14 protein-coding genes are annotated in these 12,739 nt (G+C 56.4%); 2 read left to right on the top strand and 12 right to left on the bottom strand.

Going from position 1 to position 12,739, the window contains the following annotated elements:
* Positions 1-31 precede the first annotated feature (31 nt).
* Positions 32-2,239: a methyl-accepting chemotaxis protein gene (locus tag J8E65_RS10270; protein WP_210375657.1), complete on the top strand. Its 2,208-nt coding sequence runs from the start codon at positions 32-34 to the stop codon at positions 2,237-2,239.
* A 2-nt stretch (positions 2,240-2,241) separates the two neighbouring features.
* Here J8E65_RS10270 and J8E65_RS10265 read toward each other — a convergent pair whose 3' ends face one another.
* The 12 genes from J8E65_RS10265 to J8E65_RS10210 are packed head-to-tail and all read right to left on the bottom strand — an operon-like array spanning position 2,242 to position 11,637.
* On the bottom strand, positions 2,242-2,649 hold the full coding sequence (locus J8E65_RS10265; protein ID WP_210375656.1) for a response regulator: 408 nt from the start codon (positions 2,647-2,649) through the stop codon (positions 2,242-2,244).
* Entirely contained in the window at positions 2,646-3,578 is a 933-nt protein-coding gene (locus J8E65_RS10260) for an HDOD domain-containing protein (protein WP_210375655.1), read from the bottom strand. Before J8E65_RS10260 ends, J8E65_RS10265 begins: the two co-directional genes overlap by 4 nt.
* Positions 3,579-3,592: 14 nt before the next feature.
* On the bottom strand, positions 3,593-4,411 hold the full coding sequence (locus tag J8E65_RS10255) for a tetratricopeptide repeat protein (RefSeq protein WP_237181897.1): 819 nt from the start codon (positions 4,409-4,411) through the stop codon (positions 3,593-3,595).
* A complete protein-coding gene (gene flgL / locus J8E65_RS10250) occupies positions 4,411-5,343 on the bottom strand; it encodes a flagellar hook-associated protein FlgL (protein ID WP_210375654.1) in 933 nt (310 codons plus the stop codon). Before flgL ends, J8E65_RS10255 begins: the two co-directional genes overlap by 1 nt.
* A gap of 10 nt (positions 5,344-5,353) precedes the next feature.
* Positions 5,354-6,748: a flagellar hook-associated protein FlgK gene (gene flgK, locus J8E65_RS10245; RefSeq protein ID WP_210375653.1), complete on the bottom strand. Its 1,395-nt coding sequence runs from the start codon at positions 6,746-6,748 to the stop codon at positions 5,354-5,356.
* Positions 6,749-6,755: 7 nt separating this feature from the next.
* Positions 6,756-7,298 (bottom strand): flagellar export chaperone FlgN, encoded by a 543-nt coding sequence (gene flgN / locus J8E65_RS10240; protein ID WP_210375652.1) that lies wholly within the window; start codon positions 7,296-7,298, stop codon positions 6,756-6,758.
* Positions 7,295-7,645, bottom strand: coding sequence for a peptidoglycan hydrolase (locus tag J8E65_RS10235; RefSeq protein WP_210375651.1), 351 nt, complete (start codon positions 7,643-7,645; stop codon positions 7,295-7,297). Before J8E65_RS10235 ends, flgN begins: the two co-directional genes overlap by 4 nt.
* Positions 7,646-7,658: 13 nt before the next feature.
* Positions 7,659-8,774 (bottom strand): flagellar basal body P-ring protein FlgI, encoded by a 1,116-nt coding sequence (locus tag J8E65_RS10230; RefSeq protein ID WP_210375650.1) that lies wholly within the window; start codon positions 8,772-8,774, stop codon positions 7,659-7,661.
* A gap of 13 nt (positions 8,775-8,787) precedes the next feature.
* Entirely contained in the window at positions 8,788-9,372 is a 585-nt protein-coding gene (locus J8E65_RS10225; RefSeq protein WP_210375649.1) for a flagellar basal body L-ring protein FlgH, read from the bottom strand.
* Positions 9,373-9,379: 7 nt separating this feature from the next.
* On the bottom strand, positions 9,380-10,102 hold the full coding sequence (gene flgA / locus J8E65_RS10220; protein ID WP_210375648.1) for a flagellar basal body P-ring formation chaperone FlgA: 723 nt from the start codon (positions 10,100-10,102) through the stop codon (positions 9,380-9,382).
* On the bottom strand, positions 10,102-10,890 hold the full coding sequence (flgG, locus tag J8E65_RS10215) for a flagellar basal-body rod protein FlgG (protein WP_210375647.1): 789 nt from the start codon (positions 10,888-10,890) through the stop codon (positions 10,102-10,104). Before flgG ends, flgA begins: the two co-directional genes overlap by 1 nt.
* Positions 10,891-10,908: 18 nt before the next feature.
* A complete protein-coding gene (locus J8E65_RS10210) occupies positions 10,909-11,637 on the bottom strand; it encodes a flagellar hook-basal body protein (RefSeq protein ID WP_210375646.1) in 729 nt (242 codons plus the stop codon).
* 173 nt (positions 11,638-11,810) lie between these two features.
* On the opposite strand from J8E65_RS10210, the gene J8E65_RS10205 reads away from it, so the two are divergent.
* A complete protein-coding gene (locus tag J8E65_RS10205) occupies positions 11,811-12,683 on the top strand; it encodes a zinc-dependent peptidase (RefSeq protein ID WP_210375645.1) in 873 nt (290 codons plus the stop codon).
* Positions 12,684-12,739 lie beyond the last annotated feature (56 nt).

Genomic DNA, 12,739 nt, shown 5'->3' with positions numbered 1-12,739 from the left:
GAATTCTTTTACCCCAAACCAGTGCGCGCCTATGCAGGTTCTTTTTCGAATCATCCGTACTTTTTCGTTACGGCGACAGTTTGTGATTGCTACTATTGGTATTACGCTGCTGCCTTTCATTGCTTTTTCTTTCGTTGTTTTATGGCGTGTGGTGCATTTGGCTGAAGCGTTGACTTTAGAGAAGCTTCGGCTTGTGGCTGAGGTCAAAGACAATGCTGCGGAGCAGTATTACCGTCAGCTGTTGCAAGATGCTGCTGCACTGGCTGGTCATCCCGCAGTGATAGCGTATCTCAGAAATCCTTCTGAAGCACGAAGTAAAGAAGCGGCCGAGCAGGTGTTACGTCAGATCCAAGAAGCGAAGTGGGGCGCCTATCATCACGTCTTTCTGAGCGATGTAGAAGGAACTGTTCGGTTAAGTCCGCCCCATGGCAATGCAACCAATACCCATGAAGGGCAATCAATTCGTGGGTTATCTTATTTTGTACAAGCCCTGCAGCAGCCTTTACTGACCGACTTTTTTGGCTTTGAAGAGCGCGACCATTATCACCAGCTCGTTTTGCATCCGGTACGTACCGAAGATGGGCAGGCGGTAGGACTAGTTGTAATTGAGGTGGTGATACAGCACCTTTTGTCGTGGATGAACGCCGAGCATGCCCAGCTTCCTGAGGGATCGCGTTTGTTTTTAAGTACACTAGAGGGGAGGGAAATTGTGCATAGCAAAGAAGATCCAGAAGTATGGCATCGCAGTGGTGTCATGAGGGCGGTAGGTGAGGCAGATGGGGAGGCATTTGGTACTTTTCAGGACCCCAATCGACCAGCTTATATTGGCTACTATCGACGCGCCCAGAGTGGCCCGTTTGTGCTAGGGCTAGAAGTCCCTGCAGCAACTGCTTTGGGCAAGGCGCGAGCTCAGGCTTGGTGGATTGGGGGGTTTAGCTTGCTTGCAATAGGCTTTTTGGCCTTGGCTGCCCATTGGGGAGGAAAGCAATTAAGCCATCGTATTGAGCGGGTCGCTGCCGTCGCCCAAGAGCTCCAACAAGGAAATTTAGCTGCACGCGTGCTCGGGGAGGATAGCAAAGATGAAGTTGCCCAAATTGGTCATGTGCTAAACCAGCTCGCTGACTCTGTAGCGCAAACCATTCAAAGTCTGGAAGCCGAAAAGGCGCAGCAGGCAGTACGCATCCAAGAAGCTATTGCACATATCGAAGCCCAAAAAGCTTCCTTGGAAGCTAATGTGGCCTATATCCTTGAGCAAATGCGGGATTTTGCAGAGGGAGATCTTTCGGTGCGGTTAGAAAAACTGTCCGATGCGGAAACATACAAAATAGCGTTTCAGCAACTTTTTGAAGGATTTAATCAGGCGGTGGCGAACCTAGAGCAGATGATCCATCAGGTGCACCTGCTGACCAAGATGGTGCGTAGCGATACTGAAGAAATTCGACAGGCTACGGATGTGTTGGCTTATCAAGTTATGCAGCAGACGCAGCAAGCCAACGATGTGGCCGCTGCTATTGAAGAAATGGCGCGTACGGCCGAATCCAATGCGCAGAGCGCTAAGCATACAGCACAGGTAGCCCAACTAAGCAAAAAGACAGCTCAAGAAAGCGAACTAACCTTGCAGCAAACGATGGAAAGCATCCACCGTTTGGCACAAACTGTTCGGGAATCGGTTTCCTATGTGCGCAAGTTGGGTCAATCGGGTGAACAAATTGGTGCGATTGTGTCGGTGATTGAAGAAATCGCTACGCAGACCAATCTCTTAGCTCTGAATGCGGCTATTGAGGCTGCGCGGGCTGGCGATTCGGGACGGGGGTTTGCCGTGGTGGCCGATGAGGTGCGGCGATTGGCGGAGCGGACAGCGCAAGCTACGCGGGAGATTGCCGAGATGATTCAGCGCGTGCAGCAAGAAACGGAAGAAGCTGTACGCATGATGGAGCAGGGCTATACAGAGCTTGAAGCTGGGCTGATGCAGGCCGAAGCCATGCGTATGCAATTTAACACGCTGCTCCGTAATGCCGAAGAAACCATGGACATGGTCACGCAGATTGCTTCAGCTAGCCAGCAGCAGGCAGCTACTAGCGAAGAAATGGCAAAGAGCGTGGTGATGATTACGGAGGCTATTCATGCCATTTCCCAAGGAGCCCAGCAAATTCGGGAGCGCTTCGATGGACTCCATCAGAGCATAACTGAGCTAGAACGCCATATTGTCCGTTTCCGCTTGCAAGAACAAGTGGTGTAGTGCTATGCTGCGCGCACAATATGCAGCTGCTTACGATAGGCTTTATGGCTGCGGCGCAGCGTTTCGCGCACGCGGGCAAGCAGGTAGGCATCCTCAAATGGCACCACAATGATGCCGCTTACATTGAGTTCGGCCACTTCTAGCACGTGTTCGTCGGTAGGGGTTTCGAGAAAGATGAGCGTAGCGGTGTGTTGATGCCCCTCAAGCTGGCGTAGCTGGCGTAGAAGCTCCGGCCCAGGGGGATCGGTTACGTAGGGGCCAATAAGTACCAAGTCTACCGACTGCTGTTTGAGCATACGCAGGGCTTCTTGACCGCTAGTGACTTCCTGCAGGTCCTCTATGCCGCCCAAGCGTAGGATATTGCCAATGCGACAGCGCAGCTGTGAGGGTTCAACCAGTAGGAGTTTCATGGCCGGGTACGTGTAGGAGGGTTGGGGAGGCTGAGCGATTGTACATGTTGGCCTAGGTATTCCTGCTGTTGCATGCAGTGCGTGAGCAGACTTTCTGGAGTCCACTCGACGGCCTGGTATTGGTCGAGCAGCAGCGCCCATGCAGGGTGGTTTAGGGCTTCATCGGGGTGTAAGGGGTGGGTAAAGGCATATCCCATTGTGCGGGCGATGCGATCGGCCACAGCAATGGCCGGGGTAAGCCAGTAGGCCTCGCGGGAAGGTGGCGTTTGGTCAGGTGCATGATGAAAGCGAATGGTATCGATGAGCACGTCTGGAAAATTTAGCTTATGCGCTACGTATTCGCCGGCTTCGGTGTGATCAAAGCCAAAAAGCAGCCGTTCCAGCTCCTGTTCGTCCCGTGCTTGGACGGTCTGCGTCAGGCGTTGCTGATCGTAGAAGGCGACTGCTTCATCTGGGAAGTTATACACCAGAATAATTTTGCCGAAGTCGTGCAGTAGACCAGCTGTAAAGCCGATGCTGAGCTGGTTGCTAGCGCGTGGATGCATCAGTCCCAAAAGATGACGGGCTAGGAAAGCCGTAGCCAGGCTATGCTGCGAAAGGCGATGAAAACAAGCCAGCGTTTGGCTAGGAAGTGCAGCGCGCAACCGCAACATCTGCATCCCGATAATGATCCCAGCCACACTGACCGGTCCAAGCAGTACAACGGCCCGTTCGACACTGCTGACGGTGCGACGCAGCCCGTAATAAGCCGAGTTGACGATTTGCAATAGACGGGCGACGACCACAGGGTCCCGCTCGACCAAGCGCGTCACCGCTCGCACTTCCAGCTGGTCGGGCTGGTTTAAAAGCCCCACAGCTTCCGTGAGCGTCTGTGGAAGCGGCGGACAGCGCAGCTCCAATCGGCTTAGCGTGGGTCGGGCCGTAGACATGGAAGGTCGGTAACTTATCCTTCTACGGTTAGCACACCTTGGCATGCTAACCGGCGTGCTTCTTCAATGGCGCCGGTTTGTAGACAGAGGGCCACCAGGCGGCGGCGTAGGCGCTCACTTTCTGGATAGCGGTAGTAGGCTTCACGGTATAGGGCACAAGCTTCAGCTTTCCAGCCGCGTTGCACTAAGGTTTCAAGCAGCACATCGATCGCTTGGTCGTTGGGTTGCTGCGTAAGCAAGTGGGCTGCGACGCGACTGGCTTCGTCTGGGCGGTTGCGGTAAAGGGCCAGGCGCAGCAAATCGGCCTGTAGGGCTGGGGGCATCGTTGCAAGGCCTTCAGGAAAGGCCTGGGCCACGTGCCAGGCTACAGCTTCCCAATCCCGCAAGTGCCAGGCCAGCGCGGCCATGCCTAGATGCCAGTCCGAAGCAGGTAGCGGTTCATCCCATGCTGCCCCGGAAGGCAGATTGACCAGCTCCGAAAGGTGAGCTTGCGCTTCAGCAAAACGTCGTTCGCGTTCGTAGCAGGTAACCAGTAGACGCCGGGCAAGCCACTGGTGTGGTAAAGCAGCCAGCGACAAACGCAGCATACGCTTGGCGCCTTCGTACTGGCGCAGTTGCAGGCGGGCTGCGCCTAAAGCACTAAGCACTGCTGCACGCAGCTCGGCACTTTCTAATGCTGGATGCTCGAGCAACTGCGGCGCTTGCGTAAGCACCAAGTGCGGCTGGTGGTGCCGGAGCGCTTCCCAAAGTGGACGCAGGAGGGAGGGCAAACGCTCTGTCCGGTCGAATGCTGGGACAGGAAGGCGATAACTGTTCAAAAACGCGTCACTCATCACCATTGCAAATAGTTTAGAAGGCTAGTTTGCAAAACGCGTGAAGTTACCTGCAAAGCTGCTTCTAGGCCTAACTGGTGCCGCTGCATCTGGGTTGCCAGTTGGGCCACATCGGCATCTTCCAGGTCGCTGCGCTGCGTCTCGAGCTGCAGCTGCAGGTCTTGCATTTGGGTTTCTGCCAGCTGAATTCTGCGGGACATTTCGCCGACCTCAGCGGTGCGCGCAATCAGGTGGTCGCGGGCTTTTTCGAGCCGAGCCATGGCTGTACGAATTTGGGCGGTGTCGTCAGCCCTTAAAGCGTCGATGAGGTCTTGCCAGGCCTCGGTGAGGGTAAAGTCTGGAGTACCATCACTGTTTTCGTCCACTTCCCAAAGTTGGTTGCCGGTGAGGCTAGTTGCAACCGTCAGCCCTGGTGCGATTTCTTGAAGTCGCTGCTGGTTGTTGCCGGTATAAACAATGACCGTGCCGCTACGCTGAAAAGGTGCGGCATTGGTGCGCGTGCCAGCAAACAGGTATGCTCCATTGTGGCGAGCGTTGAGCTGGTCGAGCACGGTTTCAAGCCGCTGTTCTAAAAGGGCAGCTGTCGTGGCCCGGTCATCAGCAGCAGCGGAATCGGTAGCCATGCGCAGCCCTTCTTCATAGGCGCTGTTAAATAGCTCAGTGAGGGTGTTCAGGGCATTCTCGGTGGCCGTTAGCCATGCTTTACTGGTAGTCAAGGTGCGTGCATGTTGCTCGTAGCGTTGCGTGAGGAGCTGGATTGCACGACTCTGGCTATAGGCTGCGGGGTCATCAGATGGACGGTTGACGCGCCGTCCGGTGGCCAGTTGTTCCTGCAGTCGGGCCAATTCCAGTCGGCGTTCCTGAATTTGCCGCTCGGCCTGGAGCTGATAGAGACTCTGTTGGCGGCTAAAGGCAATGTGCAGCGGCTTCATTGGTACTTACTTAAAGGCTCAGTAGGGTATCCATCATTTGGCGCGCAGTGTCCAGTACGCGTGCTGTGGCCGCGTAGGCTTGTTGAAAGCGAATTAGGTTGGCCAGCTCTTCGTCGAGCGAGACGCCCATTACGCCCTGTTGCAGGACGTCTAAATGGTCAACCACTGCGCGGTTGCGCGTAAGGCGGTCATTTGCATCGCGGGCTGCGCTCCCGATCCGTCCTGCCAGGTTAAGGGCAAAGGTTTCGGTCGTCTCGCTACCCCCTGCCAGCAGGAGGGTATCCCGAAGGGCGGCAATCTGGCGGGCAGTGCTATTGTCGCCCGGTGCCGTTGGATCGCCTGAGGCTGCGATAGCTCGGCGATCGGCCTGCACGTCGGTTGAGAGCGCAATGGTGGCAGCTGTTGTAGCTGCCGGATCAAAGAACGGTCTGCCGGTGAGTCCATCTAAGCCATAGCCAGCAGTATGCAGCGTGTTGACGCTGCTTACGAGGGTAGCAGCCAGTGTATCGAGATCTTGGCGAACCTCAGGTAGGGTTTGGGTTAGCAGGCGCATTTGCGCGCCAATTTTCCCATCTTGGCCTTGGGGCGCGCGGAAAGGAATTCCGGTTGTGCCAAACGTAAGCGAAGGAACCGAACCACTAAGACTCAGCGTGAGCGGCAGAACCTGGTCGCCCTGAACCACGGCCATGCCGCTTACGATAAGGTGGTACGTTCCGTCCTCTTGCGCCTGCACCTGAATGGGCAGGTGTTCGGCAAGTTGCTTAACGAGCGCGTCGCGACGGTCTTCGGCAACCAGATCGGGGTTTCCGCGCAGTCGGGCTTCACGAATGGCTACGTTCAGCTCGGCCAATGCTTTAAACAAGGTGTTGACCTTGTCAACATTTTCTTGCAGCGCCGTCAGCGTTTGTCCCTGAAGGGTCTCCAAGTCGCGTGCTAGGCGATGGAACGTATCGACAAGCGTTTGGGCTTGGCCGTAGAGGGCTTCGCGCACGCCGGTGTCCATGGGATGGTCGGCCAGGTCTGCCCATCGGTTCCAGAATTCGTTAAGCAGCGCCGGCAGACCGGTTTTGTCGTTGCTGGCTAAGAGGCTTTCGAGCACCTGAAAAATGCGCGATTCTTCGTCGGCAGCACCTAGACTGGCTTGGCTGTTCCATAGGGCCACGTCAAGCAGATGGTCGCGCAACCGCTCGTAAGTAGCTACAGAAACCCCTAACCCGGTAGCCGAACGAGGAGGTAAAGCCATATGGATGCCTACGTCGCGTAGGTTGACCGCTTCGAGCGTTACACGACGGCGCGCGTAGCCTTCTGTGTTCGCATTGGCTACGTTCTGTCCAGCAGTGTTGATGGCAGCCTGGATCGTTTGAAACGATCGGCGCGTCAGGCTAAACAGTTGATGGATACTCATGCCCGCTTTACCCTACTTGGTTAACCACTGAGCGCTGGGGTGAGGCTGGGGTCGTGCGGCCTGTGGGGGTGTAGACGCGGGCAGTGGCTGGCTGCTCGAGCTCCTGTAGGAATTCTAGGAGCTCTTGTCCTATATGTATCGCGTATTGTAATGCAAACTCAAGCGTTTCACACTGGCGACGCGTGCGTTCTTGCTGGGTCTGCAAGGCTTGCTGAAGTTGGCGTAAGGTTTGCGTTGCGGAAGCCCCTTCAGGGAGGGCTGCTAGAGCAGTTAAGAGTTGTTCTCCAGAAGCTGAGGGCTCTAGTTTTAAAATGCGTCGCAGCAGTCGCCCTTGGCGTAGGCGTGTTTGCTCAAGCCGTTCCAGACGGGTAAGTCGGTTACTGGTGGCCATTGCAGCCTCTTCTAAGGCTTCCACGTTGTGCTGGCGCAGCGCGTCAAGCTGCGTCTCCAGGCATTGCTCCAGCTCGGCAAATAAGGCAAGCTCCTGGTGCAACGTACCGATGAGCTGCTGCACTAGGCTGGCAGGGCTGTTGACCTGGGAAGGATTCATAGCGCTTGTTTAACCTTTTGGGTAGATTCCGCATCGATAAACCCGGCACGCTGCCACTGGCGTAGCAATAGCTCAGCAATCCCTAGTCGATCTTGCGCTGCTAGGTGGCGTGCCAGTACATCAGCCAATACGTCGCGTTGCGTATCTCGGTAGCTTTCCATCCAGCCAGGCGCTTCCTCTCCGTCGAGTGAACTGCGAAACAGGTTGCGCGTCATGGTATGGACAAACTGGCGCAGCAAGATTTCTTCAAACTGTTGCGCTGCCTCTTCTGGTGTGCGGGGTTGACGCAGCCCTAGCAGGGCTCGCGTGCCGCTACCGCTTGTGGCCGCAGTAATTTCTGTAGGCATGGCGGGTCGTGTTTTAGAGAATGACCAGTTCCCCCTGAAGGGCACCGGCACGATCGATAGCCTGAAAGATGGCAATGATGTCGCGGGCAGTTAGCCCCAGCTCGTTAAGTGCGGCAGCCAGTTGGGCTACATCCGCGTTAGGACCTAGCACGACCGAGCGCGTAACCTCTTCCTGGACTTCAACGGTGGCGCGGGCTCCGGTGACCGTTTCGCCTCGGCTAAAAGGTAGGGGTTGAGACACAAAGGGATCCGCTTGCGTTGCGATGACCAAACTGCCGTAGGTGATCATGACTTCGCTAATGCGCACGTTACCGCCTGCGACAATGGTTCCCGTGCGTTCGTTGATCACTACCCGGGCTGGAATGTCAACGGCTACGCTCAACCCCTCCAGTTCGGCCAAAAGTTGGGCTGGGTTGTCGATGCCATTGGGAACGCTTAGGCGAACCAGTCCAGCATGCACCACTTCAGCTGCGTTCGGATAGCGGGCATTAATGGCCTCTGCAATGCGTGTGGCATTGGTGAAGTCGGGCCGTTTGAGTACCAGCCCTAATTGGGAGCCGTTAAGCTGCACCGGCAGGGGGTGTGTGACCAGACCGCCGCCCGGCACGCGGCCGGTGTTGGTGTGATTAATTTGTACGGAAGATCCGAAACTGGAAGCCAACACTGCTCCAGTTGAGACAGGTCCCTGCGCCACAGCGTACACTTGGCCGCTTGCAGGATCGAGCAGAGGCGTTTGCAGGAGCACACCACCCGAAAGCGAACGCGCATCGCCCAGAGCCGAAACCGTTACGTCTATACGAGAACCAGGACCAGCAAACGGGTCCAGCGTCGCTGTTACCATGACGGCAGCAGCATTGCGCGCTTGAAGCAGTGCAGGATCTACTGTGATGCCAAAACGCCGTAGCATGTTGGCGATGCTTTGCACGGTGTAGGGTGAGCCGCGTTGGCCCCTTGCCAAGTCGCCTGTGCGGTTCAGCCCCACTACAAGCCCATAGCCGACAAGCTGCACAGGTGCAGCACCTTCAAGCATGATGAGATCTTTTAGACGCGCTTGGCCTGCTTGCTGACCAGCCGCACGAAGCGGCCAGAAGAACGCGATCAGTCCAAGCCAAATAAAACAGCGACGCATGGCCTTTCCCTGTTTATTGTGTACCCCAAGCAATTGCTGCGCCAAGGAGTACCAGTGCGCCTAGGCGTGTAAAGAAGCCCGGTCGGAAAAACTTGCGCGTGAGGCCGTCGCTCTGGTGGTATTCGATCCGTGCCTGCGCAATCTGGTAGGAAAACACCGTGTTGTCGTAGCGCACGTCAAGTGGACGCACCAGTCCGGAAATACGCATCAAGTGTGTGACTCCGTTGACATTGAGCCGCCGTTCGCCTTCGATAAGCAAATTCCCCGTTGTGTCGACGCCCACAACGATTGCAGTTACTGTGCCGGTGAGCAGGTCGCGCTGGAGGGTTTCGTTGCGCGATTTGCCTTCGTGGACGAACGTGGCATCGAGACCAAAGCGCCCACCTAAGCTACCGCTTACAGCCGCAGCGCCACCCAGCTTGGTGTTAGCGGCTTGCTCGTAATTGCTTTCGCGTTGTGCCGCGGTACGCTCGGCCAGAATAATGGTAAGCAGATCCCCCTGGCGAAAAGCGCGGGGGTCTGCATACAAGGAGTTTTGGGCTACAGCCGGTAGAGCGCCCAGCGTTAGCCAAGTGAATATGAACAAAACCCTACGCATAGGCACATTATCGAGAAGCTTGGAGGGTTGCGATCCATTCAGCCCATCCGGGTGCTGTCAGGCGGGCCCGGTAAGTAGCTTGTGTTTGTGGGGCATAGAGTTCGATCTCGTCGCCTACGTAGCCGGGCATGCGGGCTTGGCAGCGCAGCAGCAGTTCTAGAGCTCCACGTCGGTAGCGCATCCAGACCGTTTCGCCAGTAGCAGCTGCCCGTGGAGGTTTGAGGTCGTCTGCGCGAAGCACTTCTCCTGCTGTAATGCGCCGCATGGCCTCGAGCGGCCCTTGCATTTGGAGCTGGCGTAGTTGCTGCGGTGATAGGGGGGGTGTACGTAGCCGCGTGGTTTCCTGCCAGACGATGGCCAGGTCAGCTCCCGATACGTTATCCCCGCGCTGGAACGTACGTCGCGCAACAACAACCGAATCGTAGCGAGCCACAAAAAAGAGCGCCCAGCCGACTTTGCGCCAGAGCTGCTGAGCATCGGCGACCCATACATCGACCTGCAGGTGTCCTATGGGATCTTTGGTGGTGGGTGGTAACCGAAGCTGCAAGGGCCCACTGGCCGTCACCTGATACCGCATTAGGCTGGCCTTGAGGTGACCGTGCAGCGTTGGAAAAGCCGCTGCAAGCAGCGAGTCGGCGGCAACCAAAAGCCGCGTGTCGATGGGGTCGGAGGCAATGGCCGGCCCCATCAGGGTCCAGAGAGCGACACTTATGGGAAGAGCCCGTTTCATTACCGTTTCATTTGGCTAGCCGTTTGGAGCATTTCCTCGCTGGTGGTGACCATTTTGGAGTTGATCTCGTAGGCCCGCTGCGCGGTGATCAGATTAACCATTTCTTGTACGATGTCTACATTAGCAGCCTCCAGGAAGCCTTGCCGAACGGTGCCAAACCCGGCCTCACCCGGTGGACCTAGGATAGGGAAGCCACTAGCTTCGGTCTGCTCGTAAAGGTTACCTCCAATGGCCCGTAGTCCAGCTGGGTTAGGGAAGCGTGCGAGTTCGAGTTGGCCGATTTCCACGCTTTCTGTTGCGCCCTGGAGCCTTACCGAGACTGCCCCGTCCTGGCTGATGTGGATTTCGATGGTGTCGGGCGGGACGTTTAATTCTGGTTCCAACGGTAGGCCCGTTTGCGTGACCAGGGTACCGTTGGCATTGAGCGTGAAGGTCCCGTCGCGGGTGTAGACAATCGATCCATCGGGCCGACGGATTTGGAAAAAGCCGTCACCGTTGATGGCAAGGTCCAGTGCGTTACCGGTTTCGATAAGGCTTCCCTGGGTAAATTGACGTACAGTGGCCACAATGGCCACCCCGCTGCCTAGCTGAATCGAGGCTGGCGGTGTGATGCCCTGGGCTTCTTCTTGGCCAGGTGTTTGGATGGTCTGGTAGAGCAGGTCTTGAAAGACCACCCGGGCCTGTTTAAAGCCGGTCGTATTAGCGTTCGCCAGGTTGTGGGCAATGGTATCGACACCGGTTTGCTGGGCGTTCATGCCCAGGGCAGCAGTTCGGAGCGCACGTAGCATAAGCGCACGCTGGTTGGTTTAGAATTTGCCAAGGTCACGGGTAATTTGTCCCAGCAGTTGGTCGGTCGTTTGAATGACTTTTTGCTGGGTTTCAAATCGATGAAAGTGCTCGATCATTTCGGTCATGGCGAGCACAGGGTTGACGTTGCTGCCTTCGAGAAATCCAGGACGTAGGCGTGGATTTTCGAGGGGTTCTGGTGTTTGGCCGGCAGCCTCGAAGCGAGCCCCTGTCACGCGGAATAGGGCTTCGGGGTGGGCAAAGCGTACAAGCTGCAGGCGGTCGATTTCGCGCTCTCCGGCACGAACCACTCCGTCTTGACTGATGGAAAGGGGCTGGCGCTGCTCAAGGGGTGAAAGGCGGATAGGGCCGTTTTGACCTTCAACCAATAGGCCATCGATAGTTCTCAGCACCCCTTCAGTGTCGAGCATAAATTGTCCAGAGCGGGTGTAGAAGGTGGCCCCGGTTGTTTCGTCGGTGACCACAAAAAACCCTTCGCCTTCGATGGCGACGTCGAGCGGGTTGCCGGTAGGTTCTAAGGGACCTTGCGTGAGCTCATTCCATTGAGCAAGACGGCGGTCGCTGCGGGGTGCCCGTTCCAGGTCCAGTTGTTCATTTAGGGCTTCCACAAAAAAGCGTTCTTGTTTGTAGCCAACCGTGTTGACGTTGGCCAAATTGTTGGCCAACCGTTCTTGCTGGCGCAAGGCCTCGGTCATCGAAGCAGCAGCGTTTTGGAGACGAAGCAGCATGGTGGGCCGTAGAAGGTTAGCTGCGCACGTGAAATGCCGACGGCAAAGACGCTGCCAAGCTGCTTGAGGCTTTAAAATGACGCCTTAGCCTGTGCAGACAGGCCATGTAGGGCATAATTTTCCCGGGAGAGAGGGCAACTTTTCCTTATGGAATAGGCCAAACGGTCGATATCATGCAAATTGTCCGTCGTGCTGTAGTTGGGGTTTACGGGGTGTTGGCTTTTGTGCTGGGAGGAATGGTTAGCTGGATAGGAGTGCGGATGGGTATAGGAATGTGGGTAGGTGCGCTGATAGCCTTTGGGGTCTTTGCATGGGGAATGTGGCCTTCGTGGCGGCGCTGGCGGGTGGCGCGACAACCGTTTCCCGCGGCGTGGCGCCTATGGTTGGAAGCGCATGTGCCGTTCTATCGAGGCCTAGACGCAGTAGGACGGCGACGCTTTGAGCGCGACGTGCAGTTCTTTTTGGACGAGCAGCGGTTTGAAGGCGTAGGGGTTGAAGTCACGGAAACGCTACGCTTGGCGGTAGCTGCAGGGGCTGCGCTACTGCTTCATGGCCGTCCTAACTGGGAGCTGCCTGCACGTCGGACATTTCTCTTTTACGCGGGTCGGTTTAACGAAGACTACGATGAAGATGCCTTGGGAGACTATGAGGGCATGGCACATGCACAAGGACCCGTGATCCTGTCGGCAAAGGCTGTAGAGATGGGATGGGCAGTCCCTCATGACGGAGATAATGTGGTGCTGCACGAGCTGGCGCATTTGTTTGATTTTGAGAATCTAGACGCGGACGGGATTCCAACCTTGCTTAATCCAGCTTCGGCTGAGGCTTGGCGGCGACTGATGCGGGCAGAAATGGTCAAAGTGCGTCAGGGACGGTCCGTGCTGCGCCGATATGCAGCCACCAGTGCGGCCGAATTTTTTGCCGTAGCAGTGGAAAACTTTTTCGAGCGGCCAGAGCTATTGGCCCATCGCCACCCCGAGCTTTTTGAGGCACTTTGCGCGTTTTTTAATCTGGATCCACGCAGCTCAGGGCAAACTCAAGGCTGATTGGCAGCCGATTTGTTAAAAATATGGGCGTGTTCCCAGTTTCAAAAATCGCTTTG

The sequence above is a fragment of the Rhodothermus bifroesti genome (assembly GCF_017908595.1).
In the GTDB taxonomy this organism is placed as follows: Bacteria; Bacteroidota; Rhodothermia; order Rhodothermales; family Rhodothermaceae; genus Rhodothermus; species Rhodothermus bifroesti.
This window is presented reverse-complemented; position numbering and strand designations above follow the sequence as displayed.

Bases quoted from the DNA above. Each gene is read 5' to 3' on its own strand.
- J8E65_RS10265 (WP_210375656.1), bottom strand. From the start codon at position 2,649: ATGAAACTCCTACTGGTTGAACCCTCACAGCTGCGCTGTCGCATTGGC.
- J8E65_RS10205 (WP_210375645.1), top strand. From the start codon at position 11,811: ATGCAAATTGTCCGTCGTGCTGTAGTTGGGGTTTACGGGGTGTTGGCT.
- J8E65_RS10225 (WP_210375649.1), bottom strand. From the start codon at position 9,372: ATGCGTAGGGTTTTGTTCATATTCACTTGGCTAACGCTGGGCGCTCTA.
- flgK (WP_210375653.1), bottom strand. From the start codon at position 6,748: ATGAGTATCCATCAACTGTTTAGCCTGACGCGCCGATCGTTTCAAACG.
- J8E65_RS10255 (WP_237181897.1), bottom strand. From the start codon at position 4,411: ATGAGTGACGCGTTTTTGAACAGTTATCGCCTTCCTGTCCCAGCATTC.
- flgA (WP_210375648.1), bottom strand. From the start codon at position 10,102: ATGAAACGGGCTCTTCCCATAAGTGTCGCTCTCTGGACCCTGATGGGG.
- J8E65_RS10235 (WP_210375651.1), bottom strand. From the start codon at position 7,645: ATGCCTACAGAAATTACTGCGGCCACAAGCGGTAGCGGCACGCGAGCC.
- flgG (WP_210375647.1), bottom strand. From the start codon at position 10,890: ATGCTACGTGCGCTCCGAACTGCTGCCCTGGGCATGAACGCCCAGCAA.
- J8E65_RS10270 (WP_210375657.1), top strand. From the start codon at position 32: ATGCAGGTTCTTTTTCGAATCATCCGTACTTTTTCGTTACGGCGACAG.
- flgL (WP_210375654.1), bottom strand. From the start codon at position 5,343: ATGAAGCCGCTGCACATTGCCTTTAGCCGCCAACAGAGTCTCTATCAG.
- flgN (WP_210375652.1), bottom strand. From the start codon at position 7,298: ATGAATCCTTCCCAGGTCAACAGCCCTGCCAGCCTAGTGCAGCAGCTC.
- J8E65_RS10230 (WP_210375650.1), bottom strand. From the start codon at position 8,774: ATGCGTCGCTGTTTTATTTGGCTTGGACTGATCGCGTTCTTCTGGCCG.
- J8E65_RS10260 (WP_210375655.1), bottom strand. From the start codon at position 3,578: ATGTCTACGGCCCGACCCACGCTAAGCCGATTGGAGCTGCGCTGTCCG.
- J8E65_RS10210 (WP_210375646.1), bottom strand. From the start codon at position 11,637: ATGCTGCTTCGTCTCCAAAACGCTGCTGCTTCGATGACCGAGGCCTTG.